This is a genomic window from Streptomyces sp. NPDC041796, assembly GCF_055590785.1.
Map to the genome: position 1 here is coordinate 17,138 of NZ_JBVJAH010000012.1, position 21,328 is coordinate 38,465.

General features: G+C 72.9%; 24 protein-coding genes. 6 read left to right on the plus strand and 18 right to left on the minus strand.

Features of this window, described 5'->3' with window-relative positions; translation table 11 throughout:
- Both ACZ6C1_RS24245 and ACZ6C1_RS24250 read right to left on the minus strand, forming a co-directional pair.
- Nucleotides 1-417 carry a VOC family protein gene (locus tag ACZ6C1_RS24245; RefSeq protein WP_469243220.1) on the minus strand — a complete coding sequence of 139 codons (417 nt, stop codon included), beginning with the start codon at nt 415-417 and terminating at the stop codon, nt 1-3.
- Nucleotides 418-427: 10 nt separating this feature from the next.
- Nucleotides 428-847 (minus strand): helix-turn-helix domain-containing protein, encoded by a 420-nt coding sequence (locus ACZ6C1_RS24250; protein WP_469243221.1) that lies wholly within the window; start codon nt 845-847, stop codon nt 428-430.
- Nucleotides 848-970: 123 nt separating this feature from the next.
- Here ACZ6C1_RS24250 and ACZ6C1_RS24255 point away from each other — a divergent pair, with 123 nt between their 5' ends.
- Entirely contained in the window at nt 971-1,504 is a 534-nt protein-coding gene (locus ACZ6C1_RS24255; protein ID WP_469243222.1) for an AraC family ligand binding domain-containing protein, read from the plus strand.
- Here the strand turns inward: ACZ6C1_RS24255 and ACZ6C1_RS24260 are convergent.
- The gene (locus ACZ6C1_RS24260) at nt 1,494-2,651 is read right to left on the minus strand and encodes a methyltransferase (RefSeq protein WP_469243223.1); all 1,158 of its coding nucleotides are present in this window, start codon (nt 2,649-2,651) and stop codon (nt 1,494-1,496) included. The two genes, ACZ6C1_RS24255 and ACZ6C1_RS24260, sit on opposite strands and share 11 nt — an antisense overlap.
- Before the next feature lie 31 nt (nt 2,652-2,682).
- A complete protein-coding gene (locus ACZ6C1_RS24265) occupies nt 2,683-3,120 on the minus strand; it encodes a GNAT family N-acetyltransferase (RefSeq protein WP_469243224.1) in 438 nt (145 codons plus the stop codon).
- Between the two features lie 174 nt (nt 3,121-3,294).
- On the opposite strand from ACZ6C1_RS24265, the gene ACZ6C1_RS24270 reads away from it, so the two are divergent.
- The gene (locus ACZ6C1_RS24270; RefSeq protein WP_469243225.1) at nt 3,295-3,489 is read left to right on the plus strand and encodes a DUF1918 domain-containing protein; all 195 of its coding nucleotides are present in this window, start codon (nt 3,295-3,297) and stop codon (nt 3,487-3,489) included.
- A 22-nt stretch (nt 3,490-3,511) separates the two neighbouring features.
- On the opposite strand, the gene ACZ6C1_RS24275 is transcribed toward ACZ6C1_RS24270, so the two are convergent.
- Nucleotides 3,512-4,783 (minus strand): glycoside hydrolase family 10-like protein, encoded by a 1,272-nt coding sequence (locus ACZ6C1_RS24275; protein ID WP_469243226.1) that lies wholly within the window; start codon nt 4,781-4,783, stop codon nt 3,512-3,514.
- A gap of 169 nt (nt 4,784-4,952) precedes the next feature.
- Here ACZ6C1_RS24275 and ACZ6C1_RS24280 point away from each other — a divergent pair, with 169 nt between their 5' ends.
- A complete protein-coding gene (locus ACZ6C1_RS24280; protein WP_469243227.1) occupies nt 4,953-5,816 on the plus strand; it encodes a 3-hydroxybutyryl-CoA dehydrogenase in 864 nt (287 codons plus the stop codon).
- Between the two features lie 168 nt (nt 5,817-5,984).
- Nucleotides 5,985-6,242, plus strand: coding sequence for a hypothetical protein (locus tag ACZ6C1_RS24285; protein ID WP_469243228.1), 258 nt, complete (start codon nt 5,985-5,987; stop codon nt 6,240-6,242).
- 13 nt (nt 6,243-6,255) lie between these two features.
- Here ACZ6C1_RS24285 and ACZ6C1_RS24290 read toward each other — a convergent pair whose 3' ends face one another.
- From ACZ6C1_RS24290 to infC, 10 genes are all read right to left on the minus strand, one after another.
- On the minus strand, nt 6,256-6,786 hold the full coding sequence (locus tag ACZ6C1_RS24290; protein ID WP_469243229.1) for an NUDIX hydrolase: 531 nt from the start codon (nt 6,784-6,786) through the stop codon (nt 6,256-6,258).
- A 77-nt stretch (nt 6,787-6,863) separates the two neighbouring features.
- Complete coding sequence (locus ACZ6C1_RS24295; protein WP_469243230.1) at nt 6,864-8,204, minus strand: transcriptional regulator; 1,341 nt, start codon at nt 8,202-8,204, stop codon at nt 6,864-6,866.
- A 269-nt stretch (nt 8,205-8,473) separates the two neighbouring features.
- Nucleotides 8,474-9,532, minus strand: a complete 1,059-nt coding sequence (locus tag ACZ6C1_RS24300) for a PP2C family protein-serine/threonine phosphatase (RefSeq protein WP_469243231.1) — start codon at nt 9,530-9,532, stop codon at nt 8,474-8,476.
- Between the two features lie 151 nt (nt 9,533-9,683).
- Nucleotides 9,684-12,212 carry a phenylalanine--tRNA ligase subunit beta gene (pheT, locus tag ACZ6C1_RS24305; RefSeq protein WP_469243232.1) on the minus strand — a complete coding sequence of 843 codons (2,529 nt, stop codon included), beginning with the start codon at nt 12,210-12,212 and terminating at the stop codon, nt 9,684-9,686.
- Nucleotides 12,212-13,339, minus strand: a complete 1,128-nt coding sequence (gene pheS / locus ACZ6C1_RS24310) for a phenylalanine--tRNA ligase subunit alpha (RefSeq protein ID WP_469243233.1) — start codon at nt 13,337-13,339, stop codon at nt 12,212-12,214. The genes pheT and pheS overlap by 1 nt, the downstream gene beginning before the upstream one ends.
- 139 nt (nt 13,340-13,478) lie before the next feature.
- Nucleotides 13,479-14,618, minus strand: a complete 1,140-nt coding sequence (locus ACZ6C1_RS24315) for a sensor histidine kinase (RefSeq protein ID WP_469243234.1) — start codon at nt 14,616-14,618, stop codon at nt 13,479-13,481.
- 54 nt (nt 14,619-14,672) lie between these two features.
- On the minus strand, nt 14,673-15,527 hold the full coding sequence (locus ACZ6C1_RS24320; RefSeq protein WP_469243235.1) for a TrmH family RNA methyltransferase: 855 nt from the start codon (nt 15,525-15,527) through the stop codon (nt 14,673-14,675).
- Nucleotides 15,528-15,622: 95 nt separating this feature from the next.
- Complete coding sequence (gene rplT, locus ACZ6C1_RS24325; protein ID WP_073758255.1) at nt 15,623-16,009, minus strand: 50S ribosomal protein L20; 387 nt, start codon at nt 16,007-16,009, stop codon at nt 15,623-15,625.
- A gap of 102 nt (nt 16,010-16,111) precedes the next feature.
- Nucleotides 16,112-16,306, minus strand: coding sequence for a 50S ribosomal protein L35 (gene rpmI, locus ACZ6C1_RS24330; protein ID WP_041128339.1), 195 nt, complete (start codon nt 16,304-16,306; stop codon nt 16,112-16,114).
- Between the two features lie 101 nt (nt 16,307-16,407).
- Complete coding sequence (gene infC, locus ACZ6C1_RS24335) at nt 16,408-17,115, minus strand: translation initiation factor IF-3 (protein ID WP_126885076.1); 708 nt, start codon at nt 17,113-17,115, stop codon at nt 16,408-16,410.
- Between the two features lie 289 nt (nt 17,116-17,404).
- On the opposite strand from infC, the gene ACZ6C1_RS24340 reads away from it, so the two are divergent.
- A complete protein-coding gene (locus ACZ6C1_RS24340; RefSeq protein ID WP_469243236.1) occupies nt 17,405-17,779 on the plus strand; it encodes a DUF1844 domain-containing protein in 375 nt (124 codons plus the stop codon).
- Nucleotide 17,780: 1 nt separating this feature from the next.
- Here the strand turns inward: ACZ6C1_RS24340 and ACZ6C1_RS24345 are convergent, their stop codons facing one another.
- The 3 genes from ACZ6C1_RS24345 to ACZ6C1_RS24355 are packed head-to-tail and all read right to left on the minus strand — an operon-like array spanning nt 17,781 to nt 20,759.
- Nucleotides 17,781-18,515, minus strand: coding sequence for an SseB family protein (locus tag ACZ6C1_RS24345; RefSeq protein WP_469243237.1), 735 nt, complete (start codon nt 18,513-18,515; stop codon nt 17,781-17,783).
- Nucleotides 18,516-18,537: 22 nt separating this feature from the next.
- Complete coding sequence (gene mycP / locus ACZ6C1_RS24350; protein ID WP_469243238.1) at nt 18,538-19,713, minus strand: type VII secretion-associated serine protease mycosin; 1,176 nt, start codon at nt 19,711-19,713, stop codon at nt 18,538-18,540.
- Nucleotides 19,710-20,759 carry a hypothetical protein gene (locus ACZ6C1_RS24355; protein WP_469243239.1) on the minus strand — a complete coding sequence of 350 codons (1,050 nt, stop codon included), beginning with the start codon at nt 20,757-20,759 and terminating at the stop codon, nt 19,710-19,712. Before ACZ6C1_RS24355 ends, mycP begins: the two co-directional genes overlap by 4 nt.
- 178 nt (nt 20,760-20,937) lie before the next feature.
- Here ACZ6C1_RS24355 and ACZ6C1_RS24360 point away from each other — a divergent pair, with 178 nt between their 5' ends.
- Nucleotides 20,938-21,183, plus strand: a complete 246-nt coding sequence (locus tag ACZ6C1_RS24360) for a hypothetical protein (protein WP_469243240.1) — start codon at nt 20,938-20,940, stop codon at nt 21,181-21,183.
- Nucleotides 21,184-21,328 lie beyond the last annotated feature (145 nt).

The following is a 21,328-nucleotide window of genomic DNA, read 5'->3' on the forward strand; positions in this document are numbered from 1 at the left end:
CTACCGCTTGCGGGGCTGGTTGAAGCGGAGCATGTTGCCGGCCGGGTCGCGGAAGGCGCAGTCACGGACGCCGTACGGCTGGTCCATCGGCTCCTGCAACACCTCGGCGCCGGCGGCCCGGATGCGTTCGAACGTGGCGTCGACGTCGTCGGTCGAGAAGATCACTCCGCGCAGCAGGCCCTTGGCCAGCAGTTCCGCCATCGCCTGCCGGTCGGCCGGGGAGGCGTTGGGGTCGGCGAGCGGCGGTTCGAGGACGATTTCCACGTCCGGCTGCGTGGGTGACCCGACGGTCACCCAGCGCATCCCCTCGAACCCGACGTCGTTGCGCACCTCCATTCCGAGAACGTCCCGGTAGAAGGCGAGCGCCTTGTCGTGGTCGTCGACTGCGATGAAGCACTGGGAGAGCTTGATGTCCATGCAGTCGACGCTACGAGGCGGCGGCGGATTGTGCTTCTCCGATCCTGACCGGTCGGGTGTAGATCTTGGCGACGCACGCCGGGATCGCGGCGCCGGCCTCGTGGCGGCGGGCCCGGTACGCGCTGGGACTCTCGCCGACCAGCTCGGTGAAGCGCGAGCTGAACGACCCGAGCGAGGTACACCCCACCGCGAAGCAGACCTCGGTCACGCTCATGTCGCCCCGCCGCAGCAGCGCCTTGGCCCGCTCCACGCGGCGGGTCATCAGGTGGTTGTAGGGCGTCTCCCCGAAGGCGGCGCGGAAGCTGCGGGAGAAGTGCCCGGGCGACATCAGGGCGACCCTCGCCAGCGCCGGCACGTCCAGCGGCTGGGCGTAGTCACGGTCCATCACGTCCCGGGCGCGGCGCAGTCGTGCCAGGTCCTCCAGGTTCATGCCCACCAGGATCGCACGGCGGAGGTGGCCTCGCCGGACGTCCGCGGAGCACGTCTCGGGGAGCCCGGTCGGCCGGTATTATCCGCACCTTCAACCATGTGGCGCACTGCAGAAGGAGAAAGGGTGGCAGCGAACCCGGTGGCCGGCGTGCTCGCCCGGATGTCGGACGTCACGCGGGAGGTGCCGGCCGACCGGAGCGGCGCGCTGTGGCGGCTCGCGGAGGACGGCCGGCAACTGGACGCCAATGTGGTGCGCCTGGCCGCCGACAGCCGGGTCGCCCCGCATGTCGAGCCCGACCTGGACGTGCTGCTGTACGTCGTGGAGGGCGCCGGGCTGCTCGACACCGGGGACGGCGACCGGCCCCTGGCGGCGGGGTGCCTGGTGTGGCTGCCGCGCGGCGCCCGGCGCGGTGTGGCGGCGGGGCCGGAGGGTCTGACGTACCTGACGGTGCACCGCCGGCGCCCGGGTCTGTCCATCCGTACCGCCCCCGCCCCCGCCCTGCGGGCGGACGAGCCGGAGGGCGGCGAGGCGGCGTGTCTGCTCGACCGGGTGTGCCCCGAGTGCGGCCGGCTCGCCCCCGACGGCTCCGACGTGCGTTTCTGCGGTCGCTGCGGCTCCCGCCTGCGGGACGGGGGCGAGCCGCCGTCTACTTCTTGACGGCCCTCAGGACGACGAACTTCGGGCCGCCCGCGACGACCTCGGAGTTGCCGAAGATGCGGCGCAGCGTCACGTGGTAGCCGAGGTGCCGGTTGCCGACGACCCACAGTTCGCCGCCGCTGCGCAGTGCCCGGCGGGCGTCGGAGAACATCCGGCGGGCCGTCAGGTCGGTCATCGCCTGGTGGCTGTGGAAGGGCGGGTTGTTGAGCACCAGGTCGACGGAGTCGGCCGGTACGCCGGTGAGGCCGTCGCCCACCAGGAACTCCGCCTCGGTGCCGGGCGCGGTTCCGGCGCGGAAGGTCTCCTCGGCCGACGCCACGGCCTGGTAGGACTCGTCGGCGAAGAGGAGCCGCGCGTCGGGCTCGGCCAGTGCCACGGCGAGGCCCACCACCCCGTTTCCGCAACCGAGGTCGACGACCCGGGAGTCACCGAGTCCGCGCGGGAGGTGCTGGAGGAAGAACCGCGTACCGATGTCGAGGCGGTCGGCGCAGAAGATTCCCGCGTGGTTGACGACGGTCCGGCCGGCGACGGGGGCGGGGGCGTCGTCGGGGAGGGTGTAGCGGTGCGGCCAGGGGCTGCCGGTGCGCGGCAGGGAGGGGTCCGGCGTACTGAAGACGAGCCTGGCCTTCCTCACGGCCAGGGACGTGCGGGTGGGGCCGATGATGCGCTCGAAGAGGCCCAGTGTGGAGGTGTGGATCTCCTTGACCATGCCGGTGCCGACGACGACCGTCCCGGGGTGCACGGCGGGGGCGAGGCGGTGCAGCTGGTCCTCCAGGAGCGCGAGGCTCTTGGGGACGCGGACCAGGAGGACGTCGATGCGCTCCGGCGGGGTGTCCCGTGTCGTCAGCAGCTGTACGGAGGCCTCGTCGGCGCCGTTGCGGGCGAGGTTGGCGCGGGTGGCCTCGCGGGCGAGGAACGAGTCGGTGATCTGGACGACCCGGCCGGGGTGGTGCCCGGCGAGGGATGTGGCCAGGGCGCCCCACCGGTCACCGACCACGACCACGGTGCCGGTGACGGGAGGAGCGGACTCCGCCAGGTGCGCCAGCAGGTAGGCGTCGGAGGCGTCCCAGGCGCGCAGTTGGTCGCGCGGGTCCTCGGGGAAGCGGGCGAGTTCGTACGCGCCCCATGACGTGGTCAAACGGTTCATTGTGCGCCCAGGCTAGCCGGTGGGCCGGAAGCTACGGGAACCGGAGCGCCATCCAGTGCTCGGGCACGTCCAGCGGCTGGAACCCGATCTTCTCGTACACGCCGTGCGCGTCGTGCGTGGCGAGCATGATGCGCGTGATCCCGAGCGGGGCGAAGTGGTCGCGGACCGCCTCGACCAGCGCGGTGCCGAGGCCCTTCCCGCGGGCGGGGCGGTCGACGTAGACGTCGCAGAGCCACGCGAAGGTCGCGTGGTCGGTGACGGCGCGGGCGTAGGCGACCAGTTCGCCCGAACAGACTTCGTACGCGCCGAAGTTGAGCGATCCGTCGATGGCGCGGTCCTGCTTGTCGCGGCTGCGGCCGATCGCCCAGTAGGCGTCGGTGGAGAGCCAGTGGTGGATGCGGGCCCGGTCGAGGCGGGCCGCGTCGATGGAGATCTCGTACGCGTCCGGGGCTGTCGTCGTCTCGTCCATGATCGGACTCTGGCAGGACGAGGGTCGGTTGTCAGTGGTCCGTGCCACGCTCGTTGCACCGTCAACGACCGGACACCCGACCGGCTTCCTCCGGGTGACACGGACCACACCTGCGGACGTAGACTCCCCATACGGAACGACAAACAGGGCAAACCGTCGCGAGGAGGTCACTCGATGCACGCGACTGTGGGCGACACATTGCTGGTGCACGGCAGGGTCGTCGGTCAGCACGACAGGACCGCCGAGGTCATCGAGGTGCTCGGGCCGGACGGAACACCCCCGTACCGCGTCCGCTTCAACGACGACGGACACGAAGCCGTGATGTCCCCGGGCCCCGACAGCGTCGTACGTCACAAGGAGCCCGGCTAGGGGCCGGTCCCGCCCGGGCGGGCTAGCCCGGCGGACGGGCCGGTGTCGGATAGTGATCGGCCACGACTCTGGCCATCGCCCCGATGCGGTCCGTCACGACCTCCTTGGCCGAGAAGTACACATGGCCGCGCACCCTCGGGTACTCACCGGCCAGGGTGAGGTGGCGTGACAGCTCGGCCGGGTCCTGCCAGGCGGCGGGCTGGGCGGGGTCGCCGCACTTGTACAGCGCCTCCCCCACGAACAGCTCCACGCCCGTGCCGCGCGCCACGTCGTCCCACCAGGGCACCAGCTTGGCGTAGTCGGCGGCGGCGAAGCCGATGTGCCAGTAGAGCTGCGGCACCACGTAGTCGATCCAGCGTTCCTTCACCCACTTGCGGGTGTCGGCGTGCAGGTGGTCGTAGGTCTGCACGCCCGCCCGGGTGTCGGAACCGAGCGGGTCGGTGGCGATGTTGCGCCACACGCCGAACGGGCTGATCCCGAGCCGCACGTCCTTGTCGATCTCCCGGATGCGCTCGGACATCTCCCGCACCAGCTTGTCGATGTTGTCGCGCCGCCACGCCGCCTTGTCCGGGAAGCCGGCGCCGTGCGCGGCGTAGGTGTCGTCGTCGGCGAAGGCCTGGCCGGGGACGGGGTACGGGTAGAAGTAGTCGTCGAAGTGGACGGCGTCGATGTCGTAGCGGCGTACGGCGTCGAGCATGGCGTCCTGGACGAAGCGCCGCACCTCCGGCAGCCCCGGGTCGTAGTAGAGCTTCCCGCCGTACGGAAGCACCCAGTCCGGGTGGACCCGGGCGGGGTGCCCCTCCGCGAGCCTCGCCGGATCGGTGTGGTTGGCCACCCGGTAGGGGTTGAACCAGGCGTGCAGTTCCAGGCCGCGCGCGTGTGCCTCCGCCACGGCCGTGCCCAGTGGGTCCCAGCCCGGGTCCCGGCCCTGGACGCCCGTGAGGTACTGCGACCACGGCTCGTACGGCGAGGGCCACAGCGCGTCGGCGGTGGGCCGCACCTGGAAGATCACCGCGTTGAGCCGCCGCTCCACCGCCGCATCGAGGAAGGCCAGCAGTTCGGCGCGCTGCCGGTCGGCCGGGAGGCCCGGCTTGGACGGCCAGTCGCGGTTGGCGACGGTCGCCAGCCACATGCCGCGGAACTCCCGGCCGGCCCTCCTCCGCTTCCGCTTCCCGCGGGCCTTGCCGTTCTCGCGATCAGGTCGCGCCGCCGCGCCGGCGTCCGCCGCCGCCCACAGTGACGCCGCCGCCCCGAGCGCGGCCGCCGCCAGGCTTCGTCTGCCGATATGCCGCATTCATATGCCCCTTACAGGTCGGTTGCTCCTGGTGTCTCCCTGTCCACGCAGAGCATGCCCGCCCCGGACCGCCCTCCACCCGCGCGAACGGAGTAACGTCGTGGGGTCGAGGCGGGCGCCGGAATCACACGGGGGACCTGCCGCAGGGAAGATCAGCGAAAGGCACGATGTGACCGACATCGAACGCGTCGGAGTGGTGGGCTGCGGCCAGATGGGCGCGGGCATCGCGGAGGTGTGTGCCCGTAGCGGCCTGGAGGTCAAGGTCGCCGAGACCACCGGCGAGGCGCTGGAGATCGGCCGTACCCGGCTGTACAACTCGCTCTCCAAGGCCGCCCAGCGCGGAAAGATCACCGAGGAGGAGCGTGACGCGACGCTCGCCCGGCTCAGCTTCACCACCGACCTCGGCGAGTTCGCCGACCGTGACCTGGTCATCGAGGCGGTCGTCGAGAACGAGCAGGTGAAGACCGAGATCTTCCAGGTGCTGGACCAGGTGGTGACCCGCCAGGACGCGATCCTCGCCTCCAACACCTCCTCCATCCCGCTGGTGAAGCTGGCCGTGGCGACGTCCCGCCCCGACCAGGTCATCGGCATCCACTTCTTCAACCCGGCCCCGGTGCAGCAGCTCGTCGAGCTGATCCCGGCGCTGACCACCTCCGAGGGCACGATCAGCCGCTCCCAGGCCGTGGTCGAGAAGGTGCTCGGCAAGCACGCGATCCGCGCCCAGGACCGCTCCGGCTTCGTGGTGAACGCGCTGCTGATCCCGTACCTCCTCTCCGCGATCCGGATGTTCGAGTCGGGCATCGCCAGCCGCGAGGACATCGACAACGGCATGGAGATGGGCTGCGCCCACCCCATGGGCCCGCTCAAGCTGGCCGACCTGATCGGGCTGGACACGGTCCACTCGGTGGCGGACTCGATGTACGCCGAGTACAAGGAGCCGCTGTACGCCGCTCCCCCGCTGCTCCAGCGCATGGTGGACGCCGGGCGCCTGGGCCGGAAGACCGGCTCCGGCTTCTACCCGTACGGGTCGTAGGGCGCCACCCGCCCGTCGAGACCCTCCGGCTCGTCACGGAGCGCGACGAACTTTCGCACGGGGTGTGCGGAGCGTGTTCGCATATGCCCTGCGCACACGCTCCCTCCGCTCCGCCTCGGGGAGTTGACTCGGATCCGATCAGTCAACGAAGAGGAGGAGCGGAGAACCGTGACCACCGACCCCGAACACTTAACGGCCGTGGAGGAGTTCGCAGAGCTGCGCCGCTGTCTCGACGTCGGGCTCGCCCGGATCGACGGGCAGCTCGCGCTGCTCGCCCAGCGCCACGGCCAGATCGACCGTGATCTGACCGATCTGGCCGCGCGCGTCGCGGCTCTGGAGCAGGCCAAGTGGCCGCTGCCCGCCGTGTCCGCGTGCACCGCCGTGGGCGCCCTCGCGGTGGCGGTCTGGCAGGCGCTCGGCAACTGACCCGCGATCCGCGTCAGCCCAGCCGGAGATGGTGCAGCATCAGCAGCCCGGCCGCCATGTTGGCGGCCGGGACCTCTCCGCGGGCGATCATGTCGGGGATGAGTTTGAGCGGTATCCATTCACGGCGGGACGACTCGAAGTCGTCCTCGGGATGGCCCGTATAGGTCGCGTCCTCCGCCCAGTACAGATGGTGGCGGGCGTCGGTCAGGCCGTTGGACGGCTCGACGGTCAGCAGGTGCTGCAACGGCCCCGGGCGCCACCCCGTCTCCTCCTCCATCTCGCGGGCGGCCGCGGCGGCGATGTCCTCGCCGTCCTCGACCACCCCCGCGGCGAGTTCCCAGCCCCAGCTGTCGGTGATGAACCGGTGCCGCCACAGCATCAGCACCTCGTTGGCCTCATTGACGGCGGTCGCGACCGCCACCGGGCGCAGCCGGATGAGGAAGTGGTCCAGGTGCCGGCCGTCGGGGAGTGCGACATCCGCCAGGTTGACCTTGAACCACCGGTTTTCATAGATGGTTTGTTCGCTCAGGTTCGTCCACTGCACTTTTCTGCCACCTTCCGACAAGTAGATGGCAATATCGCAGCAGGCTCAGCGAGTCGGCGGAACGTCGCACGGGAAGGTCACAGCGGCACGCGCAGCGCCCCGTCGATGAGGTCGGCCGCCTCCTCCGCGTCGCTGCACCCGCTGGCGACCAGGTGCTCCCGCACCTCCCGCAGCCGGTCGCGCAGCCGCTGCGACTCCATCCCCCGCGCCCGCTCGGCCATCTCGGCCGCCGTCCGCGCGGCCCGGTCCACCTCGCCCTGCCGCAGCTCGATCTGGCTCAGCATGGCGAGCCGGTGCACCCGCCCCCGGTCGTGCGCGGGAGTCCGCACCGCGGCCGCGGCGTGCTCCCGCGCGCCTTCGAGGTCCCCCAGGCTCAACAGGGCTTCGGCGACCTGCACATTGACCAGCCCCGGCTGGACGTAACCGGTCTCGTCCGGCTCGTGCCCGGGCCGGATCCGCTCCGCCTCCGACTCCGCGCGCCGGATGCATCTGAGCGCGCCGGACCCGTCACCGAGGTGCGCGTACGCCTTGGCCTGCATCGCGTGCAGGTCCGCGGCGAGCGCCGGAGTGATCTGCTCCCCCGCCGTCCGCAGCGCCGCCTCCGCGAACGCCACCGCCTGCCGGTACTCCCCCATGAACAACGACTGGTTGACCAGCAGGGCGATCACATAGGCACCCAGCCCCCGGTCGCCGCTCGCCTTCGCCAGCCGCAGCGCCTGGTGGAAGTAGCGCTGCGCCAGCCCGTGCGCGTCCGAGTCGTACGCGCAGATCCCGGCGACAGCCACCAGGCCGCCGGTCGCACGGTGCAACTGGCGGCCCAGGGCGTCGTTGTAGCCGCCCCGCAGCAGCGGCGCGGTCTCGGTGTTGAGGAAGCCGACGATCCGGGCACGGGTGGCGATTCCGCCCGCCCGGCGGTACATCAGCTCGTAGTGGGCGCGGGCCGCGCGCAGCATGGTGATGTCCGACATGCTGACCCGGGTCTGCCCGTCGCGCGAGACGTCGGCGTCCTCCGGGGGGTTCTCCCACTCCCAGACCGGCATCACGGCGGGCGTGCCGGTGACCGCGGGGGCGCCCAGTATGTGCGGGCGTTGCTGTTCGTCGGAGCGCCACAGGGCGGTCGCCCGCTCCACGAAGCCGGACAGCGGTGAGCCGTGCGAGACGGCCGCCTCGCCGGGGACGCCCAGGCCGATGTCGTCGAGGGTGACCGGCCGGCGCAACCGGGCACCCAGCACCTCGCAGATCAGGTCCGGCACCTGGCCGCGCGGCCGCTGGCCCTTCAACCAGCGGGCCACCGCCGTGTGTTCGTACCGCAGCGCCAGGCCTCTCGCCCGGCCGGCCTGGTTGACGTGGGCGGCCAGGCCCGCGTGCGATATCCCCGCCTCGTCGAGCAGGGCGTCGAGCAGGGTGTTGGGCTGCATGGGCCCCTCCGGTGACTCGGTGTGCCCAGACTAATGGAGCCGGGTTCGCACGGGGTGTGAACGGAATGCCCGTATCCGTGCCCCGCGCGCTCTGCCGCCATGCCCCCGGCGCCGGTTGACTGGGCGGTCTCTCACAGAGACGGCCGGGCCGCCGGCTCCCCCCTCGTACAGCGGCGGCCCGCCCGAGCGCCGTCCGTCCTGCCCGATCTGCCCGACACTCCGCGGCAGGCGGACGGCGCGGGCCGCACCGTCCATGTTCGTACCGGCCGCTACCGATTGGAGGGCGCAGGGCGGGTACGGCGCAGACCGGGGTCCGCGGACTGCGCCGGTACCCGGGAACGGTCGTTGCGCACGACCATCAGGGCCACATCGTCGGAAAGCCGCCCGCCGGTGTGGCGCAGCAGCGCCGAGTGCACCCGGTGGATCAGGGCCGCCGGGGGCACCGGCGCCTCCCGCAGCGCGTCGGTGAGCACGTCCTGGAGCCGGAAGAACCGTCCCAAGGCGTCCCGCGCGTCCTCGGCGCCGTCCGTGTGCAGGAACAGCGCCTCGCCCGGCCGGAGCGTCACGCAGTGGTGCACCGGCAGCTCGTCCGGCAGCGGAAAGGCACCGAGCGGCGGGAACGGCTCCGCGGCCGCGACCGGTTCGGCCTCCGTCCCACCCAGCCGGTAGGGCCACGGGTGCCCGCAGTTGAGGGCCATGACTGCGCCGTCCTGGCGGACCTCCAGCAGCAGGACGGTGACGAACTCCTCCGCCGACGGACTGTCCGGATCCCACCCGCCCGCCGCCGGGTGCTCCTCCCGCGCCCGTTCGCGCAGATGCCGCCCGAGTGCCCGCTCCAGCCGCCGCAGTACGCCCCCGAGGTCGGGCTCGTCGTGCGCGGCCTCCCGGAAGCTCCCCAGTACGGCGGCGACCGCCCCGAGCGCGGCCAGGCCGTGACCGCGAACGTCACCGATGACGATCCGCACGCCGTGCGGGGTGGCGACCGCCTCGTACAGATCACCGCCCACGACCGCGCCCCGGGCGGCGGACAGCTGGGCGGCGGCGAGGGACAGGCCGTCCAGCCGGGGCGGCGGCGGGCGCAGCAGGACCTGCTGGGCCGCCTGGGCGACGGCGCGGACCTGTTTCAGCTCCTTGACCAGGCCGCACCGGAGGCCCAGGACCAGTCCGGAGCCGACGGTGAAGAAGACGACGCCGGTGGCGATCCTGGCGGCCGTGCCCTCCTGCCGGGCGATCGGGCAGATGAGTTTCCACAGGATCGCGACACCGCCCCAGAGAACGGGCAGGGCGAGCGGGGCAAGGCGACGAACCCAGGCTCGCGTACGCAGCATGCGGACCGCCCTTCTCCAGGCCCCTCCTCGCGGTCGGGACGATTGTGTCGATCGTCCATGGCCAGGGGGAAAGTCCACCAGACTTCCCACTCGAACGAGTGAGGGGCACGACCGGTGTTCCGGCCATGCCCCTCGTCCCGCTGCGGATCGGTCAGGCGCCGCGCAGCACCGCGCCCGTCCGCTCGGCGGCCAGCGCCACCGCGGCGTCACGGGCGGCCGAGGCCTCCTCGACGGTCAGCGTGCGGTCGGCGGCGCGGAAGCGCAGCGCGTACGCCAGGGACTTCTTGCCCTCACCGATCTGCTCGCCCTCGAAGACGTCGAACAGCCGGATGGACTCCAGCAGTTCGCCCGCGCCCTCGCGCAGCGCCTTCCCCACCTCGGCGGACGGCACCTGCCGGTCCACGACCAGGGCGACGTCCTGCGTGGCGACCGGGAACGACGAGATCCGCGGCGCGCGCACGGCACCGGCCGAGGCCCGCTCGACGGTGTCGAGGTTCAGCTCCATCGCGCACGTACGGTCGGGCAGGTGCAGCGCCTTGACGACGCGCGGGTGCAGCTCACCGGCGTACCCGACGACCTGCTCCTCACCGTCCACCACGACGGCCAGTTCCGCGCAGCGGCCCGGGTGCCACGGGCCGTACTGGCCCTGGCGCACGATCAGCTCGGCGCCGGCCTCGCGGGCGACGGTCCGGGCGGCCTCGACGGCGTCGGCCCAGTCGGACGGGCGGCCCTTGCCCCACCAGCCGGCCTGCTCGTGCGCCCCCGCGAGGACCACGGCGGCGTGCCGGGGCTGCTCGGGCAGGACGGCGTTGACGCCGGCGATCTCCTCGTCGGTCGGGCGCCGGTCGACGGGCAGCCGCACCGCGACGCCCGGCTCCCCGGCGGCCCGGAAGACCAGGCCGGTCTCGAAGAGCGCCAGGTCGTGGCTGCCGCGGCCGTCGTTGCGGCGCAGCGCGCCGAGCAGGCCCGGCAGCAGCGCCGTGCGGAGCGCGGGCTCCTCGTCGGAGAGCGGGTTGACGAGCTTGACGACCTGGCGGCAGGCGTCGTCCGCCGGGATGTCGAGCTGGTCGAGGACCTGCTCGCCGATGAACGGGTAGTTCAGGGCCTCGACGTATCCGGCACCCGCCAGGGCGCGGCCCACGCGGCGGTGGGTCCGCTGGCGCTCGGTGAGCCCGCGGCCGGCCGGGGGCTTGGGGAGCGTGGAGGGGAGGTTCTCGTACCCCTCCAGCCGGATGACCTCTTCGGCAAGGTCGTTCGGCTCGTTCAGGTCGGGCCGCCAGGACGGGACGGTGACGACCAGCTCGTCCTGCCCGTACACGTCGCAGCCGATCTCCTGGAGGCGGCGTACGACGGTCTCCCGGCCGTACGTCACGCCCGCGACGCGGTCCGGGTGGTCGGCGCGCATCGTGACCGTGCGCGGCGCGGACGGCGCGACGACCTCGGTGACGCCGGCCTCGGCGGTGCCGCCCGCGAGGAGGACCAGCAGGTCGACGGTGCGCTGCGCGGCAGCGGCGGCGGCCTGCGGGTCGACACCGCGCTCGAAGCGCTTGGACGCCTCGGAGGACAGCTTGTGGCGGCGCGCGGTGCGGGCGATGGAGATCGCGTCGAAGTGCGCGGCCTCGATGACCACCTCGGTCGTGCCGCGCACCTCGCCCGTCTCGGGGTCGGTCTCCGCGTCGGCGATCTCGGTGTTGGCGCCGCCCATGACGCCCGCGATGCCGATGGGGCCGCGGTTGTCGGTGATGAGCAGGTCGGCGGCGTCGAGGACGCGGACCGTGCCGTCGAGGGTGGTGATCTTCTCGCCCGCTTCGGCGCGGCGGACCCCGATGGGGCCGTCGAGCCGGGAGCGGTCGTAGGCGTGCAGCGGCTGGCCGAGCTCCAGCATCACGTAGTTGGTGATGTCGACGGCCAGCGAGATCGGGCGCATGCCGGCCTTCTGGAGGCGGCGCTTCAGCCAGATCGGCGAGTGGGCCTCGGGGTCGAGGCCGACCACGGTGCGCGCGGTGAAGCGGTCGCAGCCGACCGGCTCGGAGACGGTGACCGGGTAGCCGTACGAGTTGGGCGCGGGCACGTCCAGGAGCGCCGGGTCGCGCAGCGGCAGCCCGTAGGCGATGGCGACCTCGCGGGCGACGCCGCGCATCGACAGGCAGTAGCCGCGGTCGGGCGTGACGGCGATGTCGAGGACCTCGTCGTACAGCTCCAGCAGCTCGGTGGCGTCGATGCCGACCTCGTACTCCGGCGGCAGCACGATGATGCCGTGCGTGCCGTCGTCGCCCATGCCCAGCTCGTCGCCGGAGCAGATCATGCCGCGCGAGACCTTGCCGTACGTCTTGCGTTCGGCGATCCGGAAGTCGCCGGGGAGGACGGCGCCGGGGAGGGCCACGACGACCTTGTCGCCCTCGGCGAAGTTCCGGGCGCCGCAGATGATCTCCTGCGGCTCGCCGGTGCCGTTGGCCTGGCCGACGTCGACGGTGCAGAAGCGGATCGGCTTCTTGAACTCGGTGAGCTCCTCGATGGTGAGGACCCTGCCCACCACCAGCGGGCCCGTCAGGCCGGCGCCGAGCTGCTCGACGGTCTCGACCTCCAGCCCGGCCGACACCAGCTTGGCCTGTACGTCACGGCCGGTCTCCGTCGCCGGCAGGTCGACGTACTCCCGCAGCCACGAAAGCGGGACCCGCATCAGATCTCCATCCCGAACGGCCGGGTGAACCGGACGTCACCCTCGACCATGTCTCGCATGTCTTCGACGTTGTGGCGGAACATCAGCATCCGCTCGATGCCGAACCCGAAGGCGAATCCGCTGTACTTCTCGGGGTCCACGCCACAGGCGATGAGCACCTTGGGGTTGACCATGCCGCAGCCGCCCAGCTCGATCCAGCCCTCGCTGCCGCAGGTGCGGCAGGGACGGTCGGCGTTGCCGACGGACTCGCCGCGGCAGACGTAGCAGAGCATGTCCATCTCGGCGGACGGCTCGGTGAACGGGAAGAAGTTCGGGCGGAGCCGGGTCTTCATGTCCGAGCCGAAGAGCGCCTGGACCATGTGGTCCAGCGTGCCCTTGAGGTCCGCCATGGTCAGGCCCTCGTCGACGGCGAGCAGCTCGATCTGGTGGAAGACCGGGGTGTGCGTGGCGTCGAGCTCGTCGGTGCGGTAGACGCGGCCGGGGCACACGACGTACACGGGGGGCTCGCGGTCGATGAGCGTGCGGGCCTGCACCGGGGAGGTGTGGGTGCGCAGCACGATGCCGGACTCGTCGCCGGAGGTGCCCTCCGGGCCCTCGACGAAGAAGGTGTCCTGCATCTGGCGCGCCGGGTGGTCGGGGACGAAGTTCAGGGCGTCGAAGTTGAACCACTCCGCCTCGACCTCGGGGCCTTCGGCCACCTCGTAGCCCATGGAGACGAAGACGTCCGCGACGCGCTCCATGAGGGTGGTCAGCGGGTGGCGGGCGCCGGCCGGGGTGCGGTCGTGCGGCAGGGTGACGTCCACCGCCTCCTCGACCAGCACACGCGCGTCGCGCTCCGCCTCCAGCTCGGCCTGGCGGGCGGCCAGTGCCTTGTTCACGGCACCGCGGGCCTGGCCCACACGCTTGCCGGCCTCGGCCTTGGCGTGCGGCGGCAGGGCGCCGATCTCCCGGTTGGCGAGGGCGAGCGGCGAGGTGGGGCCGGTCTGCGCGACCTTGGCCTCGTGGAGCGCGTCGAGGTCACCGGCGGCGGCGAAGGCGGCGAGCGCCTCGTCCCGCATGCGCTCGATCTCTTCCGGTTTCAGTGCCTCGACCTCGACTGGGTCGTACGACTTGTTCGGTGCCGACATCTCTTCCCGTACTTCCGATGGGCTGGCTGGGGCCCCCGCTCGACGACCGAGGACGCAAAGGTGCCAAAGGACGAGTCTAACGGGGTGTGGGCAGGCGGATGAGCCGCGGATCAGCCCGTGGACACGGACCCGGCGTCTGTCACGTCAGATAGGCCGGGGCGCCCACGGGCAGCGTAAATCGGAACTGGGCCCCGCCGGCGGGTCCGCGGCCGACGCTGATCGTCCCGCCGTGGGCCTCGACGATGCCCTTGACGATGTACAGGCCGAGGCCGGTCCCGCCGCGCTTGCTCCCCCGCCAGAAGCGGGTGAAGACACGGCCCATCGACTCCTCGGGGATGCCGGGGCCTTCGTCGCTCACGGTGACCGCCGTTCCCTTCTCGTCGTCGGTGGGGCCGGTGGGGGCCACCTCGATGGTGACGGTTCCCTCACCGTGGCGCACGGCATTTTCGAGCAGGTTGCCGAGAACCTGGTCAATTTTGTCCGGGTCTGCCCACAGATCGGGCAGGGGGCGGCGTACGCGGACGAAGAACCGGTCCGGCGACTGTCCGCGGGCGGTGTGCGCCTGGATGTGGCGGCCCACGGCGGCGGCGATGTCCACCGGCTGGCGGCGCACCTCCAGGCGGCCGGAGTCTATTCGGGAGATGTCGAGGAGCTCGGCGATCAGCCGGGTGACCCGGTTGGCGTCGGCGTCGACGGTCTCCAGCATCAGCCGCTTCTGGTCGTCGGTGAACCGCTCCCACTTGGCGAGCAGGGTCGCCGTGAAGCCCTTGACGGAGGTGAGCGGCGAGCGCAGCTCGTGCGCGACGGTGGCGATCAGCTCGGCGTGGCTGCGCTCGGTACGGCGCCGGGCCTCCGTGCCGCGCAACGTGACCACGACCTTCCGTACGGGCCCGAGGGGCTCCTCGCGCACATAGCGGGCGGCGACGAGGATCTCCCGGTTGCCCGGCAGCAGCAGGTTGCGCTCGGGCTGCCCGACACGGATGGCGAGGCCGCCGTACGGGTCGGTCAGCGCCCACCAGCGACGGCCCTTGAGGTCTTCCAGCGGCAGCGCCTGCTCCAGGGGCTGTCCGAGCGCCTCGGCCCGGGCCACGGCGGTGAGGCGTACGGCGGCGGCGTTGAAGCACACCACCCTGCCGTCCTCGTCGGCGACGACGAGCCCGTCGGGGAGGTCGTCGGGGTCGATCATCCCCGGCGCCCCGGACCCGGGCGCACCGGGACCGGCGGACGCGCCCGCTAAGGCGCTCTTCCGCGCCGCGGGCCTGCTGGTGCCGACCGTCATCCCCGTCTCCCACCCCTCCGTGTCACGCAGTGGGCCCCCGAGCCCGTCACCCTACTAGCTGGAGGTGACGGAGCGGCACCCTCCGGCAGCACGCTGCGCACGCGCGGAGCCGTAGAGACATACGGCGGCGGCGGTCGCCAGGTTCAGGCTCTCGGCCTTGCCGTGGATCGGCACCCGCACCACGGCGTCCGCGAGGGCGCGGGTCTCCTCGGGCAGGCCCCAGGCCTCGTTGCCGAAGATCCAGGCGGTGGGCCCGCCCATGGTGCCCGCGTCCAGCTCGGCGTCCAGGTCGTCCTCCCCCGCCCCGTCGGCGGCGAGGACCCGCAGGCCCGCGCCCTTCAGCCCGGCGACCGCCTGGTCGACCGGGACGCCGACGGCGACCGGGAGGTGGAAGACCGAGCCGACGGAGGCACGCACGGCCTTGGGGTTGTACAGGTCGACGGAGGCGTCCGTGAGGACCACCGCGTCGGCGCCTGCCGCGTCGGCGCACCGCAGCACGGTCCCGGCGTTGCCGGGGTCGCGTACGTGGGCGAGGACGGCGACCAGCTTGGGGCGGCTGTCGAGGATCTCCGCGAACGGCGAGTCGAGGAACCGGCACACGCCGAGCAGCCCCTGCGGTGTGACGGTCTGGGACACCTCGGCGAGCACGGCGTCGGAGGCGTGGTGGACCCGGGCGCCGGTGGCGCGGGCGGCCTCGATGATGTCGGCGTACCGCTCGGCGGCCTCGACGGTGGTGAACAGCTCCACCAGGGTCGGCTCGCCGCCGCTGCGGTGGGCGACGGCCTCGCGCACGGCCTGGGGACCCTCCGCGATGAACCGGCGCTCCTTGCCCCTGAAGTTGCGCTTGGCGAGCCGCCGCGCCGCGATGACGCGCGGGGAACGGGGGGAGATCAGCTCAGGGGTGCCCATGGTGGTCGGCGGCTCTCTCGTGGTGGGTGCGGAACAGACCGGACCCGCAGGCTCGGGGCCTGCGGGTCCGGAGGGAAGAACTGCGGCCTGGAGGATCAGGCAGCGGCCTTCGGGGCGTTGACGTCGCTCGGGAGCGCCTTCTGGGCGACCTCGACGAGCGCGGCGAACGCGCCCGCGTCGTTGACCGCGAGCTCGGCCAGGATCTTGCGGTCCACCTCGATGTTGGCGGCCTTCAGACCCTGGATGAGGCGGTTGTACGTCATGCCGTTGGCGCGGGCAGCGGCGTTGATGCGCTGGATCCACAGCTGACGGAAGTCGCCCTTGCGCTTCTTGCGGTCGTTGTAGTTGTAGACCAGCGAGTGGGTGACCTGCTCCTTGGCCTTGCGGTACAGGCGCGAACGCTGACCGCGGTAGCCGCTGGCCTGCTCGAGGATCGCCCGGCGCTTCTTGTGGGCGTTGACTGCCCGCTTGACGCGTGCCACTTGTTAACTCCTTGTAGCGGGGTCGTGGTTGGACTCACACGACCCGGAAACGATATGGGTCCCGGTGTCGGGCTGCCCCCGTCGACCGGGGGCGGAGGTCAATCAGATGCCCAGCATCTTCTTGATCTTGGCGCTGTCACCCGGGGCCATCTCGGCGTTGCCGGTGAGGCGACGCGTCAGCTTGGACGACTTGTGCTCGAGCAGGTGGCGCTTGCCGGCGCGCTCGCGCAGGATCTTGCCGGAGCCGGTGACCTTGAAGCGCTTCTTGGCACCGGAGTGCGTCTTGTTCTTCGGCATAGCGCCGTTCTCTCCTCGTCAGTGGCGCTCCCAGCCGGTCCGGGGACCGGCGCGCGGGAGCGTCAGATGTGTCGGTTGAATCCTGGGCGGTCGCCCGGGAATCAGGCCTCGGCAGCCTCGTCGGCGGGCTCGTCCGCGTGGACGGCCTCGTCCGCCTGGGCGGGCTGGCCCTGGCGCTCCGCCTTGCGGGCGGCCTGTGCCTCACGGGCCTCGGCCATTGCCTCGGTCTTCTTCTTGTGCGGTCCGAGAACCATGATCATGTTCCGGCCGTCCTGCTTCGGGTTCGACTCGACGAAACCGAGGTCCTGGACGTCCTCCGCGAGCCGCTGCAGCAGCCGGTAGCCGAGCTCCGGCCGGGACTGCTCGCGACCACGGAACATGATCGTGATCTTGACCTTGTCGCCCTGCTTGAGGAACCGGACGACGTGACCCTTCTTGGTGTCATAGTCGTGCGGGTCGATCTTCGGCCGGAGCTTCATCTCCTTGATGACCGTGTGCGCCTGGTTCTTGCGCGCCTCACGGGCCTTCATGGCCGACTCGTACTTGAACTTCCCGTAGTCCATGAGCTTGCAGACCGGCGGACGGGCGTTCGCCGCGACCTCGACGAGATCGAGGTCGTACTCCTGCGCAAGCTCCAGGGCCTTGGCAAGCGGGACAATCCCGACCTGCTCGCCGCTGGGACCGACAAGTCGCACCTCGGGAACGCGAATCCGGTCGTTGATGCGGGGCTCGGCGCTGATGGATCCTCCTCGGTAGCACCACGCGACCGCCTGGCGGACGGACGCGTAACGTCTGTTTCGTAAGACCAACCGCGCCGGTGCATGAAAAATGCCCCGGACGGGACACAGGCGGGGCTCCTCGTGTTACCGGAGCACCGCCACGGCGTACCGCGGGGCGCACATCGGGCGGCACCATCGTCCGTACGGAACGATGGTCGCCACCTGACCGGTGACCCGCCGTCCCGGAGGACGGCCAGGTGGGAGATCGGAGCCTCCACTTGTGGGCCGGAGCACGAGTCGTGTCCAGCCGGTCGTCACACCAGGTTACCAGCTCCGGCCGGGTGCGGCGAACCGGGAGAGGGCGCCTATCGTGGGCGTCATGAGTGACGCCACGCCGAGCAACGCCTCCGCCGACCAGACCACCGACTTCGAGACCATGACCCGCGACATCGCGGAGGTCCCCGCGGTCGAGGTGATCGTGACGGTCGCCGTCAACCTGATGAGCGCCGCCGCCGTCAAGCTCGGGCTCACCGAGGAGGGCGACCAGTACAAGGACCTCGACGAGGCCCGCAAGCTGATCCACGCGCTGGCCGGACTGCTGGACGCGGGCGTGACGGAGATCAGCTCGTTCCACGCGGCCCCGCTGCGGGACGGCCTGAAGTCGCTCCAGCTCGCGTTCCGCGAAGCGTCCCTCGTCCCCGACGAGCCGGGCCAGGGCCCGGGCGAGAAGTACACCGGAGCGGTGTACGGCTGAGTCAGGCCCGTACGTAGAAGGGCTCGCCCGGGGGCGTGGCCGTGGCCGGCAGGAGTGCCAGGTCGAGGCCCCGCACCAGGCGGGCCCTCAGTGTTTCGTCGGCCGCCAGGGCGCGGGCGACACGCTGGGCCGCCTCGGCGGGGGGCACGTCCGGGGCGAGGACCAGGGCGAGCGTGCCGTCCGCCGTACCGGGGCCGAGGTGGGCGCGGAGCACCGCCGGCTCGGCCGCGACCACGGTGCGTACCGCCTCCGTGACGGCGGGGTCGGCGAGCGGGTCGGTGGAGGTGCGGCCCTCGGCGAGGGCGAGCAGCGCCGGGCCGGTGAGCTGGTACGGCACGGGACCGGCGAGGTCCAGCACGAGCGTGTCGGCCTTCTCGTGGGCGGCGGCCTGGAGCGCCTGGTGCAGCGGTACGGCGACGGGGCGGGCGGCCGGGTCCCAGCGCGCCAGGGACGCGAGGGACGTGAACGCGGGCAGCGCGCGCCGGTCGCCGGCGGTCAGCGTCGGCACGGCCATGTCGCTGGTCTTCTCGCGGCGCAGCCCGGTCTCCTCGTCCTCCTCGACCTCGCCGAGGACGGCGACGACCGGGACGAGGAGGCGGGCGCCCTTGAGTGCCGCGAGGACCCGCGGCTCGGCGGCCCGGTCCTCGGCCCAGGCCGCGAGTGCCTCGGAGAGCCTCGGGTCGGCGGTGCCGTCGTCGTCGGAGAAACCGGGATCAGGGATGTTCTTGAGCGCCACGCGACGAGCCTAACGGCGCCGGTCAGCGCCCGGTGGCGCGGCCCCCGCGCCACAGCACGACCGCGGCGGCCAGCAGGAGCACGCCGATGGCGCCGGTGACCGGGGCGAGCAGGCCGGCACCCTCGTCCTCCGCGGGCTCGGCCGCCGGCCCGCCACCGAAGTACCGCTTGCCGTAACCGGTGGTCGCGGCCTTGAGGTCGACGGGGCGGAGCCTGTCGCCCGCCTCGATCGCGGCGGCCGGGTCGACCGTCCCGTACCCCTTGTCGATGTCGTGGCCGCCGCCCTTGGGCCGGTCGCGGGCGGTGTCGGTGAGCAGCTTCTTGATCTGGGCGGGGGTCAGGCCGGGGTGGTCGGCCTTGACGAGGGCGACGGCGCCGGAGACGAACGCCGACGCCGCGCTGGTGCCCCAGCCTTCGTAGTACTTCCGGTCCGGGTCGGCGATCACGATGTCGACGCCGGGCGCGCTGACGGTGGCGTACCAGCGGCTGGTGGAGAACGCGGCGTGGGTGCCATACCGGTCGACGGCGGTGACCGCGATGACGCCGGGGTAGGCGGCCGGGTAGGAGATGTGGTCTCCCTTGTCGCCGCCGTTGCCGGCCGAGGCGACGACGACGGCGCCCTTGGACAGGGCGTACTGGACGGCGGCGTCCTCGCCCGCGTCGGGGTGGGCGGACTCGCTGTCGTCGCCGAGGGACAGGTTGATGACGTCGGCGCCCTGGTCGACGGCCCAGCGGATGCCCTGCGCGAGGGCGGTGCCGCGGGTGTTGCGGGCCTTGGTACGGGCCGGGTCGCCGCCTTCGAGGATGACGCGGACGGGGAGGATCTTCGCCTCGGGGGCGATGCCCAGGACGCCGTCCTCACGGCCGGAACCGTGGCCGTGGCCGGCGATGATCCCGGCCATGGACGTGCCGTGGCGGGCCCAGGCGCGGTCGCCGCGCTTGGCTCCGAAGCCGATGAGGTCCTTGCCGGGCAGGACGTTGCCCGCGAGGTCGGGGTGGGTGTCGTCGACTCCGGTGTCGAGGACGGCGACCGTGACGCCCTTCCCCTTGGTGGTGCGCCAGGCCTCTTCGGTGTGCATGGCTTCGAGGCCCCACTGCTGGGCGCGGATGCCGTCGGCGTGGGCCGGGGCGGCGGGGAGCACGGCGAACGCGGTGGCGGCGAGGACGGCGGTGAGGGCGGTGCGGCGGCGGTTCGTCATCGGGGCTCCTGCGTGGCCTTTCCGGCTGTCGCCGTCGTGCGGAGGCGGCGCTCGATCCGGTCGGCGATGCCGTCGGCCTCGTGGCCGAGCCCCGCCTGGGCGGGCGTGCTCGTCTGGCCCTCGGCCATCGCCTCGGCGGCGGGCTGCGGGTCGTCGACGGTACGGCCGTCGGCGAAGCCCGACACGGCGTAGACGAGGACGGGTACGTCGGTGAGGACGCTCACGCGCCAGCTCGCCCGCTGCGCGTCGCCGAAGCCGGCGGCGACGGTGCCGGGGGCGGCGAGGGTGCGGGGCAGCAGATCGGTGCGTTCGTCGAGGCTCTCGTCCGCGAAGCGCTCGCGCAGCGCGGTCATGCCCGGTCGGTCGGCGTCCGTGAACACCATGCCGACGGTGGTGACGCTGGTGGACGTCGCGTCGGTGTACGTGGCGCGCAGCACGCGCTCGCAACCGACCGGTTGCAGGGTCCTCACCAGCAGCGGGTCCAGGGCGCCGGCGCACGGGCCGTCGGGCGCGACGGCGACGCGCGTCCAGGTCCGGTCGGCGCGGCCCGGTCCGGCGCCCTCGCCGTCCAAGGTGCGGGGGAAGAGCGTGTCGACGGGGACGCTGTGCCACAGGGTCCGGGCCTCGGTGAACCCGTCCGACGTCTGAGCGGCCGAGTCGCCCACGAGCCAGGCCCCGGCGGCGGCCCCTCCGGTGAGCCCGAGCCCGAGCACGAGGCAGGCGACGGCCGCCGCCGCGCGTGCCGGGTGGCGGCTGCGGACGGGACGGAGGCGGGTGGTGGTCTCGACGGGCGTCTCGGGGGGCATCCAGTGAGGCACGGCGGTGTGCGGGGCGGCGGTGTGCGGGGCGGCGGTGTGCGGGGCGGCGGCCCCGGGCCGGGGGGTCAGGTCGACGGCACCCACGGGCCGCCGCCGGGTGGGCGCGGGTGGTGCGGGGGGCATGGCGGGCGCGGGCGGTGTGGCTGCGGGCGTCGCCCACGGGGACGGCGGTGCCGGCGGGGCGGTCGCCGCCTCGCGGACCGGTCGCAGCCGGGCCGTGCTCTCCACGGGCGCCTCCCCGGCGCGGCCACCGCGGGCGTCAGGTACACCGCGGGCCGGGGCCTGCGCGGTGCCGGGCCCTTGAGCCGTGGCGGGGGCGGCGCCCCGGGAAGCCGGGGCGGAAGCGGGGGCGGGAGCGGACGTGGGAGCCGGGGCGGGCGTAGCGCCGGGAGCCGCAGCCGGGGCCGTGTCCGGTGCGACCGGGGCGGGGACGACTGGGGCGGTGGTGGGTGCCGGGGGCGTGGCGGCGGTGCTGGGCGCCGGGGCTGGTGCCGAGGCCGGGCGGGCGCCGGAAGCCGGGGCGGACGTGGGAGCCGTGGCGGGGGCGGCGCCGGGGGCCGGAGCCGTGACCGGGGCGGTGCTGGGCGCCGAGGCGGTGCTGGGCGCTGGGGCGGTGCTGGGCGCTGGGGCGTGTGCGGTGCCGGGCCTTTGAGCCGTGTCCGGGGCGGTGCCCCGAGGAGCCGCGCCGGAAGCGGGAGCCGCAGCCGGAACCGTGTCCGGTGCGACCTGGGCGGTGCTGGGCGCCGGGGCCGGGTGGACGCCGGAAGCCGGGGCGGACGCGGGAGCCGCGGCGGGGG

Excerpts from the sequence above, each read along its gene's own strand:
- ACZ6C1_RS24340 (WP_469243236.1), top strand. The coding sequence starts at position 17,405 with ATGAGTGACGCCACGCCGAGCAACGCCTCCGCCGACCAGACCACCGAC.
- ACZ6C1_RS24300 (WP_469243231.1), bottom strand. The coding sequence starts at position 9,532 with ATGCTGCGTACGCGAGCCTGGGTTCGTCGCCTTGCCCCGCTCGCCCTG.
- pheS (WP_469243233.1), bottom strand. The coding sequence starts at position 13,339 with ATGTCGGCACCGAACAAGTCGTACGACCCAGTCGAGGTCGAGGCACTG.
- rpmI (WP_041128339.1), bottom strand. The coding sequence starts at position 16,306 with ATGCCGAAGAACAAGACGCACTCCGGTGCCAAGAAGCGCTTCAAGGTC.
- ACZ6C1_RS24315 (WP_469243234.1), bottom strand. The coding sequence starts at position 14,618 with ATGACGGTCGGCACCAGCAGGCCCGCGGCGCGGAAGAGCGCCTTAGCG.
- mycP (WP_469243238.1), bottom strand. The coding sequence starts at position 19,713 with ATGACGAACCGCCGCCGCACCGCCCTCACCGCCGTCCTCGCCGCCACC.
- ACZ6C1_RS24295 (WP_469243230.1), bottom strand. The coding sequence starts at position 8,204 with ATGCAGCCCAACACCCTGCTCGACGCCCTGCTCGACGAGGCGGGGATA.
- ACZ6C1_RS24250 (WP_469243221.1), bottom strand. The coding sequence starts at position 847 with ATGAACCTGGAGGACCTGGCACGACTGCGCCGCGCCCGGGACGTGATG.
- ACZ6C1_RS24265 (WP_469243224.1), bottom strand. The coding sequence starts at position 3,120 with ATGGACGAGACGACGACAGCCCCGGACGCGTACGAGATCTCCATCGAC.
- ACZ6C1_RS24245 (WP_469243220.1), bottom strand. The coding sequence starts at position 417 with ATGGACATCAAGCTCTCCCAGTGCTTCATCGCAGTCGACGACCACGAC.
- ACZ6C1_RS24260 (WP_469243223.1), bottom strand. The coding sequence starts at position 2,651 with ATGAACCGTTTGACCACGTCATGGGGCGCGTACGAACTCGCCCGCTTC.
- ACZ6C1_RS24320 (WP_469243235.1), bottom strand. The coding sequence starts at position 15,527 with ATGGGCACCCCTGAGCTGATCTCCCCCCGTTCCCCGCGCGTCATCGCG.
- ACZ6C1_RS24270 (WP_469243225.1), top strand. The coding sequence starts at position 3,295 with ATGCACGCGACTGTGGGCGACACATTGCTGGTGCACGGCAGGGTCGTC.
- pheT (WP_469243232.1), bottom strand. The coding sequence starts at position 12,212 with ATGCGGGTCCCGCTTTCGTGGCTGCGGGAGTACGTCGACCTGCCGGCG.
- ACZ6C1_RS24275 (WP_469243226.1), bottom strand. The coding sequence starts at position 4,783 with ATGCGGCATATCGGCAGACGAAGCCTGGCGGCGGCCGCGCTCGGGGCG.